A 17,120-nucleotide genomic window follows, 5' to 3' on the forward strand; every position below is an offset into this window, starting at 1 on the left:
CGTCACGTCATCAGGAGAAGGTCAGGAGCCAGTGAACGTAGGACTGAAAGTGGCTCTCCTGCTCCAGCAGCTCGGCGCGCAGCGGATGCGCCTCCAGCCAGCCCGCCGGCAGCGTCAGGTGCAGCGTATCCTCTTCTGCCAGTAAGCGTACCGCCGGAAGCGTATCGTCACGGCGACGCGTGGAGAAGATAATCGCCAGGCGCAGCAGGCGGCTCAGGCGTTCTGCCGTACGCGGCGGCACGGCATTTTGCTGGGCCAGCAGAGCCAGATCGATACTGCCGCTCTGGTTCTGCAGCAAACAGGCGAGCACTTTTTTCTGCGCGGGCGTAAAGCCAGGCAGATCGAGATGGCGGATCAGATAGGCGGCGTGCCGGGGAGCCTGACGAAAATCGACGCTCAGGCCAATTTCGTGTACGGCACAGGCGCTTAACAGCAGATCGCGACAGCGCTGGTCAAGCTTCCAGCTCTGGCTGACCTGACGAAAAAAACGTTCAGCCAGCTGCTGCACCCGGTCAGCCTGTTCCACATCGATTGAAAAACGGCGCTGCACATTATGCAGCGTACGGCTGCGGATATCGCGATTGACCGGCAGATGGAGCATGCCATACACCAGACCTTCGCGCAGCGCGCCGCCTGCCAGCGTCATGCTATCAATATTCAGTTCGTTGAAAATGGCGATGAGAATCGACAAACCGCTGGGAAAGACCAGCGCACGCTCCAGCGTCAGCCCTTCAATTTCCAGCTCTTCCAGCTTGCCGCACTGAATAGCGCGCTGCTTCAGCTGCTGCAGTTTACTCAGGGTGATACGCTCATCCATCCCCTGCGCCACCATGATCTCCTGCAGAGCCTGAACCGTACCGGATGCACCGACGCAGACCTGCCATCCTTTCTCACGCAGCGCCGCTACCACGGGTTGCAGCATGTCGCGCGCCGCCTGTTCTGCCCGGTCAAAATTGTCCTGCGTCAGATGGCGATTGCTGAAAAAACGCTCCAGCCAGGTGACGCAGCCCATTGAAAGGCTGAACAGCGTGGTTGCGTGCGAACCTTCACCGGTAACCAGTTCGGTGCTGCCGCCGCCAATATCGACCACCAGACGCTGGTCGGAGCCGCCGGTCGTATGGGCCACGCCCTGATAGATCAGGCGCGCTTCTTCCTCACCGCTGATAACATTGACCGGACAGCCCAGGATCGCTTCAGCGGTGGTCAGAAAGTCTGGCGCGTTGCGTGCGATGCGCAGCGTGGCGGTCGCCACCACGCGGATCTGCTCTGGCGGGATATCCTGCAGCTGTTCCGAAAACAGCTTCAGGCACTGCCAGCCGCGCTGCATCGCCTCAGCAGAGAGTTCGCTGCCAGCATTAAGTCCTGCTGCCAGCCGGACTTTGCGCTTGATGCGCGCCACGGTCTGAATAGTGCCGGAAACTTCACGCACCACCAGCATATGAAAGCTGTTAGACCCGAGGTCGATCGCTGCATAGAGTGATGATGCGCTTAGCATGTGGGATTAACCTGGGCGTTTACGGTTATGATTACGGGGCGCGCTGCTCCGGCGATTACTGTTATTGCCGCCGCGACGCTGACCGTTGCCGGTGCGGTTGCGCTGCAGACGTTTTGCCGGTGGCAGATCGCTGAGCAGCGCATCGCTGTTGTATTTGCTGACCGGAATGCCGTGACCGATATACTCCTCAATCGCGGGCAGATTCAGCGCATACTCTTCACACGCGAGGCTGATAGAGTGTCCGCTGGCGCCGGCACGGCCGGTACGACCAATACGGTGAACGTAATCTTCGCGATCGTCCGGCAGATCGTAGTTAAAGACGTGCGTTACGGCCGGAATATGCAGACCGCGCGCCGCAACATCCGTTGCTACCAGAATATCCACGTCGCCTTTGGTGAAATCATCGAGAATGCGCAGGCGCTTTTTCTGCGGGACATCACCGGTCAGCAGACCGACGCGATGACCGTCGGCGGCCAGATGGCCCCAGATATCTTCACAGCGATACTTGGTGTTAGCAAAGATGATGGCGCGATCGGGCCACTCTTCTTCGATCAGCGTCTGCAGCAGACGCATCTTCTCTTCATTGGATGGATAGAAGAGCTCTTCTTTGATGCGGTGGCCGGTTTTCTGTTCCGGTTCCACTTCGACATATTCCGCGTTGTTCATATGCTCAAACGCCAGTTCCCGGACGCGGTAAGAGAGCGTTGCGGAAAACAGCATGCTCAGACGCTGCGTGGCAGGCGGCATGCGGCGGAATAGCCAGCGAATATCTTTAATAAAGCCGAGATCGAACATGCGATCGGCTTCGTCCAGCACCACAACCTGAATAGCGCCCAGATTCACATGGTTCTGTTTTGCGTAATCAATCAGACGTCCGGTAGTGCCCACCAGGATGTCGACACCGTCAGCGAGCACTTTAAGCTGCTTGTCATAGCCGTCGCCGCCGTAAGCCAGACCCATTTTCAGGCCGGTCGCTTTAGCCAGCGGCTCCGCATCGGCGTGAATCTGTACGGCCAGCTCGCGCGTAGGGGCCATGATCAGCGCACGTGGCTGATTAACCTGGCGCCCTTCAGCTGCAGGGTGAGAAAGAAGATAATGAAACGTTGACGTCAGAAACGCCATCGTTTTGCCGGTACCGGTTTGCGCCTGACCCGCAACATCACGCCCTGAAAGCGCAAAAGGCAGTGCGAGCGCCTGAATAGGCGTGCAATGCTGAAAGCCTTTAGTATCAAGGGCTTCCACGACCTGAGGGTGCAGGGCGAAGTCGGAAAACTTCTGTTCGGTTAAGTGTGTTTTGCTCATAGTGTGGTAGAATATCAGCTTACTATCGCTTTACGAAAGCGTATCCGATGAAATAAAGTTAACCAACGTTGGTATATTTTACGCCAATTCGCCAGGCATAATCTTTGGAGTTAAACATGAGCAGCGATAAAATCGTTCACCTCACCGATGACAGTTTCGATACTGACGTGCTGAAAGCCGAGGGTGTTACCCTGGTTGACTTCTGGGCTGAATGGTGTGGTCCTTGCAAAATGATCGCCCCGATCCTCGATGAAGTTGCTGAAGAGTACGACGGTAAGCTTACCATCGCCAAGCTGAACATTGATGAGAACCCAGGTACCGCGCCAAAATATGGCATCCGTGGTATTCCGACCCTGCTGCTGTTTAAAAACGGCGAAGTGGCGGCAACTAAAGTGGGTGCGCTGTCTAAAGGCCAGCTGAAAGAGTTCCTTAACGCCAATCTGGCGTAAGCGCAACGCGCTCTGTTCCGCAGTGGTGAATTTTTTCGCCACTGCTGGACGCCGCTGGTCAGGCGTGCTAATTTGACGATACTGCATTACGCACTTACCTTTGTAGTTTGCATCTAAAGATTTCTCTTGTCAGACCCCGCTCGAGTTGAACGTTTTTGTGGTTTGGCAATCTGACGGCTAGCATACCCGGCATCATCTTTCGACCGTCTCTCGCTTCCTATCGCTCTATCAGACGATACCCGCCGAGCAGTGTTGAAAAAGAGCCATTAACAGGCATGGAATTTTTGCCATACCATTCACGACAATCATTTCGAGAATTACCCCGAGTTTAAGAACCCATCACTATGAATCTTACCGAATTAAAGAATACGCCGGTTTCTGAGCTGATTACTCTCGGCGAAAATATGGGGCTGGAAAACCTGGCGCGCATGCGCAAACAGGACATTATTTTCGCCATCCTCAAACAACATGCGAAGAGCGGCGAAGACATCTTTGGTGATGGCGTGCTGGAGATATTGCAGGACGGATTTGGATTCCTCCGTTCCGGAGACAGCTCCTACCTCGCCGGTCCTGACGATATCTATGTTTCCCCCAGCCAGATTCGTCGTTTTAACCTGCGTACCGGCGACACCATTTCCGGTAAAATCCGTCCGCCAAAAGAGGGTGAGCGCTATTTTGCCCTGCTGAAAGTTAACGAAGTTAACTACGACAAGCCGGAAAACGCCCGCAGTAAGATTCTGTTCGAAAACCTCACGCCGCTGCACGCTAACAGTCGTCTGCGTATGGAGCGGGGTAATGGCTCAACTGAAGACTTAACCGCTCGCGTGCTGGATCTGGCGTCGCCAATTGGCCGCGGCCAGCGTGGCCTGATTGTGGCACCGCCAAAAGCGGGTAAAACCATGCTGCTGCAGAACATTGCGCAGAGCATTGCGTATAATCATCCGGATTGCGTCCTGATGGTGCTGCTGATTGACGAGCGCCCGGAAGAAGTGACCGAGATGCAGCGTCTGGTTAAAGGTGAAGTTATCGCCTCTACCTTCGATGAGCCTGCATCCCGCCACGTGCAGGTTGCTGAAATGGTCATCGAAAAGGCCAAGCGCCTGGTTGAGCATAAAAAAGATGTCATCATCCTGCTCGACTCAATCACCCGTCTGGCGCGTGCGTATAACACCGTGGTTCCTGCCTCAGGTAAAGTCCTGACCGGTGGTGTTGATGCCAACGCCCTGCATCGTCCGAAGCGTTTCTTCGGTGCAGCACGTAACGTGGAAGAGGGCGGTAGCCTGACTATCATCGCCACAGCGCTGGTTGATACCGGTTCGAAAATGGATGAAGTCATTTACGAAGAGTTTAAAGGTACAGGTAACATGGAACTGCACCTGTCGCGTAAGATTGCGGAAAAACGCGTCTTCCCGGCAATTGACTACAACCGTTCCGGTACCCGTAAAGAAGAGCTGCTCACCTCTCAGGAAGAGCTGCAGAAGATGTGGATCCTGCGCAAAATTATTCACCCGATGGGCGAGATTGACGCGATGGAGTTCCTCATCAACAAGCTGGCGATGACCAAAACCAACGATGAATTCTTCGACATGATGAAGCGTTCATAAGCGGTTAAAAGCGAAACAATGATATTGTTACGCAGGTAATAAATCGGCATTATTTCTGTTAAACGCCACGGCTTATCGTGGCGTTTTTTATTTGTGCGCATTAGGATTAGGCGAGTCAGAAAAGTTTTAGAATGACGCAAGCAGAAAGGCGGCGATTTTTTCAGCAACCGCGCGCGCTGCGGCCTGGTCAGACAGGGATATACAGCAATAACCGGGATTTTGCTTATTGTTGTCCACGATTTTAGCTGAGAGCGTTAATGTGAATTTACTCACTATGGGTGCAGAGCTGGGTTTAACTTTTCTCTTCTCTCTGGCATTCCTTTTTATGGCCCGTAAGGTCGCAAAAAAAATCGGATTAGTTGATAAGCCTAATGCAAGGAAAAAGCATCAGGGCGTTATCCCTCTCGTTGGCGGTATTTCCGTTTACGCTGGCGTTTGCTTCGCTTTCCTTATTACGCAGTCCTATATGCCGAACGGCCTGCTCTATCTCTTCTGTGCCGGCGTGCTGGTGCTGGTCGGCGCACTCGACGATCGCTTTGATATCAGCGTAAAGTTTCGCGCCTGTATGCAGGCGATTATCGCCGTTGTCATGATGTATGGCGCCAAGCTCTATTTGCTGAGTCTCGGTTTTATTGTGGGTCCGGTGGAGATTGTCGTCGGTCCCTTTGGCTACGTATTAACGCTGTTCGCCGTCTGGGCGGCAATTAATGCGTTTAACATGGTCGACGGTATCGATGGTCTGCTGGGCGGACTCTCCTGCGTAACGTTCGGTGCAATGGGGATCATTCTCTATTTTGACGGCATGACCAGCCTGGCAATGTGGTGTTTTGCCATGATCGCCGCCACTATTCCCTATATTTTGCTGAACCTCGGTTTTCTGGGCAAACGCTATAAAGTGTTTATGGGTGATGCCGGCAGCACCATGATCGGTTTCACTATTATCTGGATCCTGCTGGAAACGACACAGGGCCTGAGCCATCCTATTACGCCGGTAACAGCGCTGTGGCTGATCGCCATCCCGCTGATGGATATGGTGGCTATCATGTATCGCCGGCTGCGCAAGGGCATGAGTCCATTCTCAGCCGACAGGCAACATATTCACCATCTCATCATGCGTGCCGGTTTCTCGTCACGTCAGGCTTTTTTACTGATCACGCTGGCGGCGGCGCTGCTGGCAGGCATCGGCGTGCTCGGCGAATATCTGGCGTTCATACCTGAGTGGGTCATGCTGGTGCTCTTCCTGGTAGCATTTCTGCTCTATGGCTACTGCATTAAACACGCGTGGCGTATGGCACGAATGATTCGCCGTCTCAAGCGCAGATGGAATCAAGCGCATATCAATAAAACATGACCTGGATAAGCATCAGATAAGGACACCGCTGTTATGAACTCTGTTGTGGAGAACGAACTGGATATTCGCGGCCTGGGCTGCACGCTGTGGCGCGGTAAACGCTGGATAGCGGGCTGCGCTGTTCTGTTTGCCCTGCTGGCCTGGCTCGCTTCAATGCTGATGAAGCAGGCGTGGAGCACCACGGCAGTCACCGACAGGCCTACGGTTAACATGCTGGGCGACTACTATGTACAGCAGCAGTTTCTGAACAACCTCGATATCCACAGCAATACGCTGAGCCTGAATAATCCGGCCCCTACCGTAATGGATGAGGTCTATCAGGAGTTCACCATGCAGCTCGCTTCATGGGATACGCGGCGCGATTTCTGGCAGCAGACCGACTATTTTAAAAGCCGTAAAAGTGGTAATGCGCATAATGATGCGGCCTTGCTGGACGATATGATCACCAACATCCAGTTTATGCCGGCAGATAGTGCGCACAACACGCTTGATACGGTGCGGCTGGTGGCAGAAACCGCCGGTGATGCTAACAATCTTCTGCGTCAGTATATTGCTTACGCCAGCGAGCGTGCAGCACGCCATCTGAATGAAGAGCTGAAAGGCGCATGGCAGGCGCGTAACGTGCAGCTGCAGTCGCAGGTTGACCGGCAGCAGGCGGTGGCGCAGGCGGTGTACGATCGCCAGCGTCAGCGCATTGAGCAGGCGCTGAAGCTCGCCAGTCAGCAGGGTATTACCGATAACCGTGCGCCTGCTGCAGGTGAGAGCCTGCCAGAGAGCGATCGCTTTTTACTGGGCCAGCAGCGGCTACAGGCGCAGCTCGATATGCTGCAGGCCAGCGGCCCCGCCTACGATTTGAGCTATGATCAAAACAGGGCGATGCTGAGCACGTTACAGGCTGGCCCACGCCTTGATAAACAGTTCCAGACTTACCGCTACCTGCGTACGCCGGAAGAGCCCGTTTCACGCGACAGCCCGCGCCGTCTGTTTATGATGGTGATGTGGGGAGCGATCGGGGCGCTGGTCGGAGCGGGTGTGGCGCTGGTGCGCCGGCCGCGCGCGTTATCAGCTATTCGCCAATAAGAGAATCAGCGTGAAAGTACTGACTGTATTTGGCACCCGTCCTGAAGCCATCAAAATGGCGCCGCTGGTGCAGGCACTGGCGCAGGATGCTGCGTTTGAATCCCGCCTGTGCGTCACCGCACAGCACCGTGAAATGCTCGATCAGGTGCTGCATCTGTTTCAGCTGCAGCCCGATTACGATTTAAATATCATGCGCCCGGAGCAGGGGCTGACCGAGATTACCTGCCGTATTCTGCAGGGCATGAAAACCGTTTTAGCCGATTTTAAACCTGATGTGGTGCTGGTGCACGGTGATACCACCACCACGCTGGCGGCCAGCCTGGCGGCTTTTTATCAGCAGATCCCGGTGGGACACGTCGAGGCTGGTTTACGCACCGGTAATCTGATGTCGCCCTGGCCGGAGGAGGCTAACCGCACGCTCACAGGCCATCTGGCAAGCTATCACTTCACGCCGACCACCACATCGCGGCAGAACCTGCTGCGGGAAAACCTGCCTGATGCGCGTATCTTTGTCACCGGCAATACGGTAATCGACGCGCTGCTGTGGGTGCGCGATCGCGTGCTGACCAACGCCGATCTCAATGCCCGCCTGGCGGCGCACTATCCGTTTCTGGAATCGGACAAAAAGCTGATCCTGGTTACCGGTCACCGGCGCGAAAGTTTTGGTAAGGGCTTTGAGCGTATCTGCAGTGCGCTGGCGCAGATTGCGCGCCTTCATCCGCAGGCGCAGATCGTCTATCCGGTGCATCTCAATCCCAACGTCAGCGAGCCGGTTAACCGGATACTTAGCGGTATCGACAATATTATTCTGATCGAACCGCAGGAGTATCTGCCGTTTGTCTGGTTGATGAACCGTGCCTGGCTGATCCTCACCGATTCCGGCGGAATTCAGGAAGAGGCGCCGTCGCTGGGGAAACCGGTGCTGGTGATGCGCGATACCACGGAGCGGCCGGAAGCGGTCGCGGCAGGGACGGTAAAACTGGTTGGCACCGATGTCGATACCATTGTCGCTGAAGTCACCCTGCTGCTGCAGGACGAAGAGGCGTGGCAGAGTATGAGCCGGGCACACAACCCTTATGGCGACGGCCACGCCTGCGCACGCATTCTGCAGGCGCTGAACAACAACAGAGTTTAATTATGTCTTTTAATACCATTTCCGTGATCGGACTGGGTTACATCGGGCTGCCAACGGCAGCCGTTTTCGCTTCAAGGGGAAAGCAGGTCGTGGGCGTGGATGTCAATCTGCGCGCCGTTGAAACCATTAACCGGGGGGAAATCCACATCGTGGAGCCCGATCTCGGCGAGGTGGTCCGGCAGGCGGTGCAGCAGGGGCTGCTGCGCGCCACCACGACGGCAGAACCGGCAGATGCGTTTCTGATCGCTGTCCCCACGCCCTTTATGAACGATCATCAGCCAGACCTGAGCTTTGTCCGCGCGGCCGCGCTGTCGCTGGCACCGGTACTGAAAACAGGCGATCTGGTGATTCTGGAGTCGACTTCGCCGGTCGGCGCCACAGAGCAGATGGCGGAATGGCTGGCCGAGGCGCGTCCCGATCTGCGTTTTCCTCAGCATGAGGGCGAGAGCGATATCTTTATCGCCTACTGTCCGGAGCGGGTGCTGCCCGGCAAGGTGATGACCGAACTGCTGGAGAACGATCGCGTGATTGGCGGCATGACGCCCGCCTGTTCGGCGCGTGCCAGCGAGCTGTACCGTATTTTCCTGCGCGGAGCCTGCGTTGAAACCAACGCGCGTACGGCGGAGATGTGCAAGCTGACGGAAAACAGCTTCCGCGATGTCAATATCGCTTTTGCTAATGAGCTGTCGCTGATCTGCGCCGATCAGAAGATCAACGTCTGGGAGCTGATTGCGCTGGCGAACCGGCATCCGCGCGTCAATATTCTGCAGCCCGGACCGGGCGTGGGCGGACACTGTATTGCCGTCGACCCGTGGTTTATTGTGGCGCAGAACCCGCAGCAGGCGCGGCTGATTCGCACCGCGCGTGAAGTGAATGATGCCAAACCTGGCTGGGTACTGGAGCAGGTAAAACAGGCGCTGGCGGAGTGCGCGACGCAGAGCGATAAGCGCGCCAGCGAGATCGCTATTGCCTGTTTCGGGCTGGCGTTTAAGCCCGATATCGACGATCTGCGTGAGAGCCCGGCGATGGCGGTCGCGCAGCGCATTGCGGCGTGGCACAGCGGAGAGACCTGGGTTGTCGAGCCGCACGTTACGTCGATTCCTGACCGGCTGGGGCAGGACGCCTCGCTGGTATCCGTGGAGCAGGCGCTACAGCAGGCTGACATTCTGGTGATGCTGGTTGATCATGCACAGTTCCGGGCCATTGACGCTGCGCAGATTGCCCAGCCGTGGATTGTCGATACCAAAGGGGTATGGCGATGAAACGCTTTCTGATCACCGGCGGCGCGGGATTTATAGGCTCAGCGCTGGTGCGCTTTCTGATTGAAAGCACGGAGCATCAGGTCGTGGTGGTGGATAAGCTAAGCTACGCCGGCAATCTGGCGTCGCTGGCGGGCGTGCAGCAGCATCCGCGTTTTGCCTTTGAACAGGTTGATATCTGTAACCGGCCGGAGCTTGATCGGGTGCTGGCGCAGTATCAGCCCGACTGCGTAATGCATCTGGCAGCAGAAAGCCACGTCGACCGCTCGATTGATGGGCCATTTGCCTTTATCGAAACCAATATTGTCGGCACTTATCATCTGCTGGAAGCGGTACGCCACTACTGGCAGGCGATGGAGAGCACGCGCAAAGCTGGCTTCCTGCTGCACCATATTTCCACAGACGAAGTCTTTGGCGATCTGCACGGTACGGATGATTTTTTCACCGAAACCACGCCTTATGCGCCGAGCAGCCCCTACTCCGCATCAAAAGCCAGCAGCGATCATCTGATGCGTGCCTGGATGCGAACGTATGGACTGCCGGTGATCGTCACCAACTGCTCCAATAATTATGGCCCGTGCCATTTTCCGGAGAAGCTGATCCCGCTGACTATCATCAATGCGCTGGCGGGCAAGGCGCTGCCGGTCTACGGCAACGGCAGCCAGATCCGCGACTGGCTCTATGTGGAAGATCATGCGCGCGCGCTCTATACCGTTGTCAGTCACGGCAAAGCAGGAGAGACCTACAATATTGGCGGGCATAATGAGCGACGTAATCTTGAGGTAGTGCACGCTCTGTGCGATCTGCTCGATGAGCTTGCCGCCGGGCAGCGTCCTGCGGCGATTAACAGCTACCGCGAGCTGATCGCCTTTGTTAGCGACCGTCCCGGACACGATCTGCGTTACGCCATCGATGCCAGCAAAATTGCCCGCGAGCTGGGCTGGACGCCACAGGAAACCTTTGAGAGCGGCATACGTAAAACGGTGGAGTGGTATCTGGCCAACCCGCAGTGGTGGCAGGCTATTCTCAACGGCAGCTATCGCGCTGAACGTCTCGGCTTAACCGCATCGCGCTGAAGCAGAGCCAGAAGGAGCAATGATGAAAGGTATTATTCTGGCGGGTGGTTCAGGAACGCGCCTGCATCCGATTACCCGCGCAATTTCCAAGCAGCTGCTGCCGGTGTATGACAAGCCGATGATCTATTATCCCCTTTCTGTCCTGATGCTGGCAGGCATCCGCGATGTGTTGATCATTACCACGCCTGAAGACCGGGCGCACTTTGAGCGTCTGCTGGGGGATGGCAGTGAGTTTGGTGTCCGGCTCTCCTATGCTGAACAGCCAAGCCCCGATGGACTGGCGCAGGCGTTTATTATTGGTGAATCGTTTATTGGTGACGACCACTGCTGTCTGGTGCTGGGCGACAATCTCTACTTTGGTCAGGGTTTTAGTCCGAAGCTGAAAAAAGTGGCTGCCCGAACGGAAGGCGCGACGCTCTTCGCTTACCAGGTGATGGATCCCGAGCGGTTCGGCGTGGTGGAATTTGATGAGGCGTTTAATGCGCTTTCAATCGAAGAGAAGCCGGCGCAGCCAAAATCGCGCTGGGCGGTGACCGGACTCTATTTTTACGATCGCCGCGTGGTGGAGTTTGCAAAGCGCGTCCAGCCCTCGGCGCGCGGTGAGCTGGAGATTACGGCGATTAACCAGATGTACCTGGAGGCTGGCTCACTCTCTGTTGAGCTGCTGGGTCGCGGGTTCGCCTGGCTGGATACCGGTACGCATGACAGCCTGGTTGAAGCCAGCGTCTTTGTGCAGACGGTAGAAAAGCGGCAGGGATTCAAGATAGCCTGCCTGGAAGAGATTGCCTGGCGCAACGGCTGGCTGAGCGATGCTCAGCTACAGGCGGCAGGCGAGGCGTTAACCAAAACCGGCTACGGCCAGTATCTGCTGGATATTTTACATGCCCGTCCGCGTCAGTATTGATCCCCTTGAGTGGGAGAGTGACTTCTTTCATCAGCCCACGGCGCGCCTGACGCTGCAGGGTGAACTAACGTTGCCGCAGGCGCTGCAGCAGGCGACAGGCCTGCTGCAGATAAAAGTGCCGGCAGAGCAGACCGCGGCGATTGATGCGGTCTGCCAGCACGGCTTTCAGCTGGTTGAGGGAGAAGCCGATCTGACGTTACCGCTGACGCAGACGGCGCGTCAGCCTGGCGTACGAATTGCGCGTGAGGCGCAAATCCCGGCGTTGCGTGCCGCCGCTGCAGAAGCCTTCAGCCAGAGCCGGTTTCGTGCCCCGTGGTTTGACGCGGCCGACAGCGGCCGGTTTTATGCGCAGTGGATTGAAAACGCGGTGCGCGGCACCTTCGATCACCAGTGTCTGATCGCCTGCGATGAACAGGGCAGCCTGCAGGGCTTTGTCTCCCTGCGTGAAGTGAACGGCGATGTGCGTATCGGACTGCTGGCGGTGCTGCCTGATGCCCGGTCGCAGGGTATTGGCCAGCGTCTGCTGCTGGCTGCGGCTGACTGGGGCCGGGTGCGCCAGCTGGCGCAGCTGCGCGTTGCCACGCAGCTCAGCAATCTTGCAGCGATGCGCCTCTATTTACGCTGCGGTGCCCGGCTGGAAAGCACCGCCTACTGGTTTTACAGGAAAGCATCATGATCCCTTTTAACGCGCCCCCTGTGGTGGGCACTGAAACAGACTATATGCAGTCGGCGATGGCCAGCGGCAAGCTGTGCGGTGACGGCGGCTTTACCCGCCGCTGCCAGCAGTGGATGGAGCAGCATTTTGGCAGTAAAAAAGTGCTGCTGACGCCCTCCTGCACCGCCTCGCTGGAGATGGCCGCGCTGCTGATCAACATCGAGCCCGGTGATGAAGTGATCATGCCGAGCTATACCTTTGTCTCCACCGCAAACGCGTTTGTGCTGCGCGGCGCCACCATTGTCTTTGTTGACGTGCGCCCGGATACGATGAACATCGATGAGACACTGATTGAGGCTGCGATCACGCCGAAAACGCGCGCTATCGTACCGGTACACTATGCGGGCGTGGCGTGTGAAATGGACACCATTATGGCGCTGGCCGCAAAGCATCAGCTTTATGTCATTGAAGATGCTGCACAGGGCGTCATGTCACAGTATAAAGGCCGCGCGCTTGGCACCATCGGGCACATCGGCTGCTTTAGCTTTCACGAAACGAAAAATTACACCGCCGGAGGTGAAGGCGGTGCGACGCTGATAAATGATGCAGCGCTCACCGAGCGTGCTGAAATTATCCGGGAAAAAGGCACCAACCGCAGTCAGTTTTTCCGTGGTCAGGTGGATAAATATACCTGGCGCGATATCGGCTCAAGCTACCTGATGGCCGATCTGCAGGCAGCCTATCTCTGGGCGCAGCTGGAAGCGGCGCAGACTATTAACCAGCAGCGACTGCGACTGTGGCAGCGCTACTACGACGCGCTGCAGCCGCTGGCGGCTCAGGGGCGGATCGCGCTGCCGGCAGTGCCGGATAGCTGCCGTCATAATGCGCATATGTTCTATCTGAAACTGCGCGATAGTGACGATCGCGAAGCGCTGATACGCTGGATGAAAGAAGCGGAGATCCTCACGGTGTTTCACTACATTCCGCTGCATACGTCGCCTGCCGGTGAGCGATTTGGCCGCTTCCACGGTGAAGATCGCGTCACCACGCGCGACAGCGAGCGCCTGCTGCGCCTGCCGCTGTTCTATAACCTGTCAGATAACAATCAGCGTACCGTGATTAGCTCTCTGCTGAGCTACTTTGCCTGATGTCGCTGGCAAAAGCATCGGTCTGGACCGCGACCTCCACGCTGGTAAAAATTGCGGCTGGCCTGCTGGTGATAAAGCTGCTGGCGCTGAGTTTCGGTCCGGAAGGCGTCGGGCAGGCGGGTAACTTCCGGCAGCTGATTACCGTGCTCGGCGTACTGGCTGGCGCAGGCATTTTTAATGGCGTGACCGCCAGCGTGGCGCAGCTGCAGCATGAACCTGCGCAGCTGCGGGCGCTGACCGGTACGGCCTCTGCGATGGTGCTGGGCTTTTCGGCGCTGCTGGCCGCGGGTCTGCTGCTGGGTGCGGCACCGGTCAGCCGGATGCTGTTTGGGCACGAGCACTACCAGAGCGTGGTGCGCATCGTGGCGTTTCTGCAGTTTGGCATCGCCTGGGCGAATCTGGCACTGGCGCTGCTGAAAGGCTTTCGCGATGCGCGCGGCAATGCGCTGGCGCTGATAACCGGCAGCCTGACAGGGGTGGCCGGTTATATTATTTGCTGGTGGCTGGGCGGTTATCAGGGGGCGCTGGCGGGACTGGCGCTGGTCCCGGCGCTGCTGGTGATACCGGCGCTGATTATGCTGCGGCGCCATCGTGCGGTGCTGCCGCTGCGCTGGCTCAGGCCAGTATGGCAGCCGGAACTGGCACGCAACCTGGCAAAATATACGCTGATGGCGCTGATAACGTCGATCACGCTGCCGGTTGCGTGGGTAATGATGCGTAATCTGCTGGCGGAACAGCAGGGCTGGGCGCAGGTGGGATTATGGCAGGGCGTGACGACGATCTCTGACGCCTATCTGCAGTTTATTACCGCTACTTTCAGCGTCTGGCTGCTGCCGACGCTGGCACGCCTGGAGCATAAGCCGCAGATTGCACGGGAGATAGGCCGCGCGCTGCGGTTTGTACTGCCGGCGGTAGCGGCCGCCAGTTTCGCGGTCTGGCTGCTGCGCGACATGGCGATCTGGCTGCTGTTTTCCCCGCAGTTTAGCGGCATGCGCGATCTTTTTATCTGGCAGTTATGTGGCGATCTCTTTAAAGTCGGCGCCTATGTTTTCGGATATCTGGTGATCGCCAAAGCGTCGCTGCGCTTCTATATTCTCACCGAGATCAGCCAGTTTGCTTTGCTGACGCTGTTTTCGCGCTGGCTGATCCCGCTTCACGGCGCGACTGGCGCAGCGCAGGCGTATATGGCGACCTATATACTCTATTTTGCCCTTTGCTGTGGCGCTTTCCTGATTTATTGCCGGACAAAATGACGTTATTTCATGTGCTGGGATCTGATATCCCGCATCACAATCAGACGGTGCTGCGTTTCTTTAATGACGTTATAGGCACTGAATTGCCTGCCGCCGCGCCGCGCCGCTTTATGGTGGTTGCTGCGCCTGGCTCGCTGCCCGCCTGTAGTCAGCTGCAGATCGAAACTTTCGCTACTAAAGCCGCGCTGGCGCAGGCGGTAATAGCGCGCGCCGCCGATCGCTCCCGGCGCTTTTTCTTTCACGGACAGTTTAACCCGCGTATCTGGCTGGCGCTGCTCAGTGGAAAGATCCGCCGCCATCAGGCGTTCTGGCATGTCTGGGGAGCTGACCTGTATGAAGAGGGTGCCGGGCTGAAATATCGTCTGTTCTATCTGCTGCGCCGCATCGCGCAGGGGCGTATGGCACAGGTGTTTGCTACGCGCGGCGATCTCTTTTTTTATCAGCAGCGGCATCCGCAGGTGCCGGCGTCACTGCTCTATTTTCCGACGCGCATGCCTGATATTGCGCTGCCTGCCGCCACAGCATCAGACAGTGCGCTGACGATCCTGCTGGGCAACTCCGGCGACCGCAGCAACCGGCACATTGAAGGATTGCAGGCGATACGCCGGCAGTTTGGCGAGCAGGTCAGCGTGCTGGTTCCGCTCGGCTACCCGGCCAACAACTATGCCTATATTGATGAGATCGATGCGGCGGCGCAGCGTCTGTTTCCGGCCGGGCAGGTTACGCTGATCCGCGACAGGCTCGATTTTCCAGCCTACCTGCAGTTGCTCAGACGCTGCCAGCTTGGCTATTTTATGTTTGAGCGGCAGCAGGGGATTGGCACGCTCTGTTTGCTGATTCAGGCTAACATTCCCTTTGTGCTGAACCGTAAAAATCCGTTCTGGCGCGATCTCAGCGAGCAGGGCATCCCGGTGCTGTTCAGCTGTGACGAACTTGATGCCAGCCGCATCGCGGAAGCGCAGCGCCAGCTGACGGCGTGCGACAAACCGGCCATCGCTTTTTTTGCGCCGGGCTATCTTGCCGGCTGGCGCCATGCGCTCAGCCTGAGTGAAGGAAGTGCATCATGAGTCTGCTGCAGTTTAGTGGTCTGCTGGTGGTTTATCTCTGCTCGCTGGGCTTTATCCTGACGCTGACCTGGCGTGAGTTCAGGCGCGTGCGCTTTAACTTTCATCTCTTCTTTACGCTGCTGTTTCTGCTGACCTTCTACTTTGGTTTTCCGCTGACCAGCGTACTGGTATTCCGCTTTGATGTGGCCGTGGTACCGCCCGCCTTTCTGCTGCAGGCGCTGCTGGCAGCCACCAGCTTCTACGCTATTTACTACGTCAGTTATAAAGTCCGGCTGCGACCGGCCAGCGCCGCGCCGCGCAAGCCGTGGCTGGTAATGGATCGGGTGGAGACGCATCTCACCTGCCTGCTGCTGGCGCTGGTGGCGATTGGCACGGTGACCGTGTTTTTCATGCACAACGGGCTGCTGCTGTTCCGGCTCTCGGCCTATAACCAGATTTTCTCGAGTGAGGTTTCTGGCGTGGCGCTCAAGCGCTTCTTCTATTTCTTTATTCCGGCGATGCTGATCCGCTATTTTCTGCATCCGACACAGCGGGAGTGGCTGCTGTTTCTGCTGGTAACAGTGGCGTTTGGCTTGCTGACCTATGCGCTGGTGGGCGGTACGCGCGCGAACATCATCATCGCCTTTGCGCTGTTTCTGTTTATTGGTATTACGCGCGGCTGGATCACGCTCTGGATGCTGGCAGGGGCAGGCGCGATGGCAATCTGCGGTATGTTCTGGCTGGCGCTGCGGCGCTACAACCTGGATGTGGCCGGGGCAGAGGCCTTTTATACGTTTCTCTACCTGACGCGGGATACGTTCTCGCCGTGGGAGAACCTGGCGCTGCTGCTGCAGAACTATGACAAAATCGATTTTCAGGGGCTGGCGCCGCTCTGGCGCGACTTTTATGTCTTTATTCCGGGCTGGCTGTGGCCCGATCGTCCCTCTGCGATCCTGAACAGCGCTAACTACTTTACCTGGGAAGTGCTGAATAACCACTCCGGCCTGGCCATTTCGCCGACGCTGATCGGTTCGCTGCTGATCATGGGTGGCGTGCTGTTTATTCCGCTGGGTGCGGTAGCGGTGGGCCTCCTGATGAAAGGCTTTGACGCGCTTTATACGCAGGGACGTGACAGCGACAACCGCTATAGCGGCGCGGTGCTGCAGAGTTTCTGCTTCGGTGCGGTGTTTAACATGATCGTTCTCGCTCGCGAGGGGCTGGACGCATTCGGCTCGCGCGTGGTGTTTTTCTGCATCATTTTTGCCGCCTGTACAGGCCTGGCAAAGCTGCTCAGCTGGCTGCTGGCGCGCGCAGGGCTTATTCGTCCGCGTCGTGTTCAGGCGCTGCGCGGTTCCTCCTGATC

Annotated in this window: 15 protein-coding genes; 13 read left to right on the forward strand and 2 right to left on the reverse strand. The window is 57.2% G+C overall.

Translation table 11 applies throughout. The features are described 5' to 3' along the window. Positions 1-10 precede the first annotated feature (10 nt). Complete coding sequence (gppA, locus tag F3J39_RS14665; protein ID WP_166714346.1) at positions 11-1,495, reverse strand: guanosine-5'-triphosphate,3'-diphosphate diphosphatase; 1,485 nt, start codon at positions 1,493-1,495, stop codon at positions 11-13. A gap of 6 nt (positions 1,496-1,501) precedes the next feature. Next, positions 1,502-2,797, reverse strand: coding sequence for an ATP-dependent RNA helicase RhlB (gene rhlB / locus F3J39_RS14670; protein ID WP_094111166.1), 1,296 nt, complete (start codon positions 2,795-2,797; stop codon positions 1,502-1,504). 116 nt (positions 2,798-2,913) lie between these two features. Between rhlB and trxA the strand changes: the two genes are divergently transcribed. The 13 genes from trxA to wzyE all read left to right on the forward strand — a co-directional run bounded on the left by trxA (position 2,914) and on the right by wzyE (position 17,118). Next, positions 2,914-3,246: a thioredoxin TrxA gene (gene trxA, locus F3J39_RS14675; RefSeq protein WP_039381699.1), complete on the forward strand. Its 333-nt coding sequence runs from the start codon at positions 2,914-2,916 to the stop codon at positions 3,244-3,246. Between the two features lie 344 nt (positions 3,247-3,590). Beyond that, positions 3,591-4,850 (forward strand): transcription termination factor Rho, encoded by a 1,260-nt coding sequence (rho, locus tag F3J39_RS14680; RefSeq protein WP_039381703.1) that lies wholly within the window; start codon positions 3,591-3,593, stop codon positions 4,848-4,850. A 274-nt stretch (positions 4,851-5,124) separates the two neighbouring features. Further along, positions 5,125-6,201, forward strand: coding sequence for a UDP-N-acetylglucosamine--undecaprenyl-phosphate N-acetylglucosaminephosphotransferase (wecA, locus tag F3J39_RS14685; protein ID WP_071668220.1), 1,077 nt, complete (start codon positions 5,125-5,127; stop codon positions 6,199-6,201). A 33-nt stretch (positions 6,202-6,234) separates the two neighbouring features. Then, complete coding sequence (wzzE, locus tag F3J39_RS14690; RefSeq protein ID WP_071668219.1) at positions 6,235-7,281, forward strand: ECA polysaccharide chain length modulation protein; 1,047 nt, start codon at positions 6,235-6,237, stop codon at positions 7,279-7,281. Positions 7,282-7,291: 10 nt separating this feature from the next. Next, the gene (gene wecB, locus F3J39_RS14695; RefSeq protein ID WP_039385676.1) at positions 7,292-8,416 is read left to right on the forward strand and encodes a UDP-N-acetylglucosamine 2-epimerase (non-hydrolyzing); all 1,125 of its coding nucleotides are present in this window, start codon (positions 7,292-7,294) and stop codon (positions 8,414-8,416) included. A 2-nt stretch (positions 8,417-8,418) separates the two neighbouring features. Continuing rightward, the gene (gene wecC, locus F3J39_RS14700; RefSeq protein ID WP_071668218.1) at positions 8,419-9,678 is read left to right on the forward strand and encodes a UDP-N-acetyl-D-mannosamine dehydrogenase; all 1,260 of its coding nucleotides are present in this window, start codon (positions 8,419-8,421) and stop codon (positions 9,676-9,678) included. Continuing rightward, positions 9,675-10,751, forward strand: a complete 1,077-nt coding sequence (rfbB, locus tag F3J39_RS14705) for a dTDP-glucose 4,6-dehydratase (protein ID WP_104085860.1) — start codon at positions 9,675-9,677, stop codon at positions 10,749-10,751. Before wecC ends, rfbB begins: the two co-directional genes overlap by 4 nt. Before the next feature lie 22 nt (positions 10,752-10,773). Next, positions 10,774-11,655: a glucose-1-phosphate thymidylyltransferase RfbA gene (gene rfbA / locus F3J39_RS14710; RefSeq protein WP_039381718.1), complete on the forward strand. Its 882-nt coding sequence runs from the start codon at positions 10,774-10,776 to the stop codon at positions 11,653-11,655. After that, positions 11,633-12,331 (forward strand): dTDP-4-amino-4,6-dideoxy-D-galactose acyltransferase, encoded by a 699-nt coding sequence (gene rffC, locus F3J39_RS14715; protein ID WP_039381720.1) that lies wholly within the window; start codon positions 11,633-11,635, stop codon positions 12,329-12,331. Before rfbA ends, rffC begins: the two co-directional genes overlap by 23 nt. Continuing rightward, complete coding sequence (gene rffA / locus F3J39_RS14720; RefSeq protein ID WP_071668217.1) at positions 12,328-13,458, forward strand: dTDP-4-amino-4,6-dideoxygalactose transaminase; 1,131 nt, start codon at positions 12,328-12,330, stop codon at positions 13,456-13,458. The genes rffC and rffA overlap by 4 nt, the downstream gene beginning before the upstream one ends. Continuing rightward, a complete protein-coding gene (gene wzxE / locus F3J39_RS14725) occupies positions 13,458-14,711 on the forward strand; it encodes a lipid III flippase WzxE (RefSeq protein WP_039381724.1) in 1,254 nt (417 codons plus the stop codon). The genes rffA and wzxE overlap by 1 nt, the downstream gene beginning before the upstream one ends. After that, positions 14,708-15,778, forward strand: a complete 1,071-nt coding sequence (locus tag F3J39_RS14730) for a TDP-N-acetylfucosamine:lipid II N-acetylfucosaminyltransferase (RefSeq protein ID WP_039381728.1) — start codon at positions 14,708-14,710, stop codon at positions 15,776-15,778. The genes wzxE and F3J39_RS14730 overlap by 4 nt, the downstream gene beginning before the upstream one ends. Beyond that, the gene (wzyE, locus tag F3J39_RS14735) at positions 15,775-17,118 is read left to right on the forward strand and encodes an ECA oligosaccharide polymerase (protein ID WP_166714347.1); all 1,344 of its coding nucleotides are present in this window, start codon (positions 15,775-15,777) and stop codon (positions 17,116-17,118) included. Before F3J39_RS14730 ends, wzyE begins: the two co-directional genes overlap by 4 nt. Positions 17,119-17,120: the final 2 nt, after the last annotated feature.

Origin of the sequence: Pantoea sp. Acro-807, assembly GCF_011752675.1 — a bacterium.
GTDB lineage: Bacteria > Pseudomonadota > Gammaproteobacteria > Enterobacterales > Enterobacteriaceae > Pantoea > Pantoea eucrina.

Coding starts and splice junctions, on each gene's coding strand:
- rffA (WP_071668217.1), top strand. CDS start 12,328: ATGATCCCTTTTAACGCGCCCCCTGTGGTGGGCACTGAAACAGACTAT.
- wecA (WP_071668220.1), top strand. CDS start 5,125: ATGGGTGCAGAGCTGGGTTTAACTTTTCTCTTCTCTCTGGCATTCCTT.
- rfbA (WP_039381718.1), top strand. CDS start 10,774: ATGAAAGGTATTATTCTGGCGGGTGGTTCAGGAACGCGCCTGCATCCG.
- rho (WP_039381703.1), top strand. CDS start 3,591: ATGAATCTTACCGAATTAAAGAATACGCCGGTTTCTGAGCTGATTACT.
- rffC (WP_039381720.1), top strand. CDS start 11,633: ATGCCCGTCCGCGTCAGTATTGATCCCCTTGAGTGGGAGAGTGACTTC.
- wzyE (WP_166714347.1), top strand. CDS start 15,775: ATGAGTCTGCTGCAGTTTAGTGGTCTGCTGGTGGTTTATCTCTGCTCG.
- wzzE (WP_071668219.1), top strand. CDS start 6,235: ATGAACTCTGTTGTGGAGAACGAACTGGATATTCGCGGCCTGGGCTGC.
- gppA (WP_166714346.1), bottom strand. CDS start 1,495: ATGCTAAGCGCATCATCACTCTATGCAGCGATCGACCTCGGGTCTAAC.
- F3J39_RS14730 (WP_039381728.1), top strand. CDS start 14,708: ATGACGTTATTTCATGTGCTGGGATCTGATATCCCGCATCACAATCAG.
- rfbB (WP_104085860.1), top strand. CDS start 9,675: ATGAAACGCTTTCTGATCACCGGCGGCGCGGGATTTATAGGCTCAGCG.
- wzxE (WP_039381724.1), top strand. CDS start 13,458: ATGTCGCTGGCAAAAGCATCGGTCTGGACCGCGACCTCCACGCTGGTA.
- trxA (WP_039381699.1), top strand. CDS start 2,914: ATGAGCAGCGATAAAATCGTTCACCTCACCGATGACAGTTTCGATACT.
- wecC (WP_071668218.1), top strand. CDS start 8,419: ATGTCTTTTAATACCATTTCCGTGATCGGACTGGGTTACATCGGGCTG.
- rhlB (WP_094111166.1), bottom strand. CDS start 2,797: ATGAGCAAAACACACTTAACCGAACAGAAGTTTTCCGACTTCGCCCTG.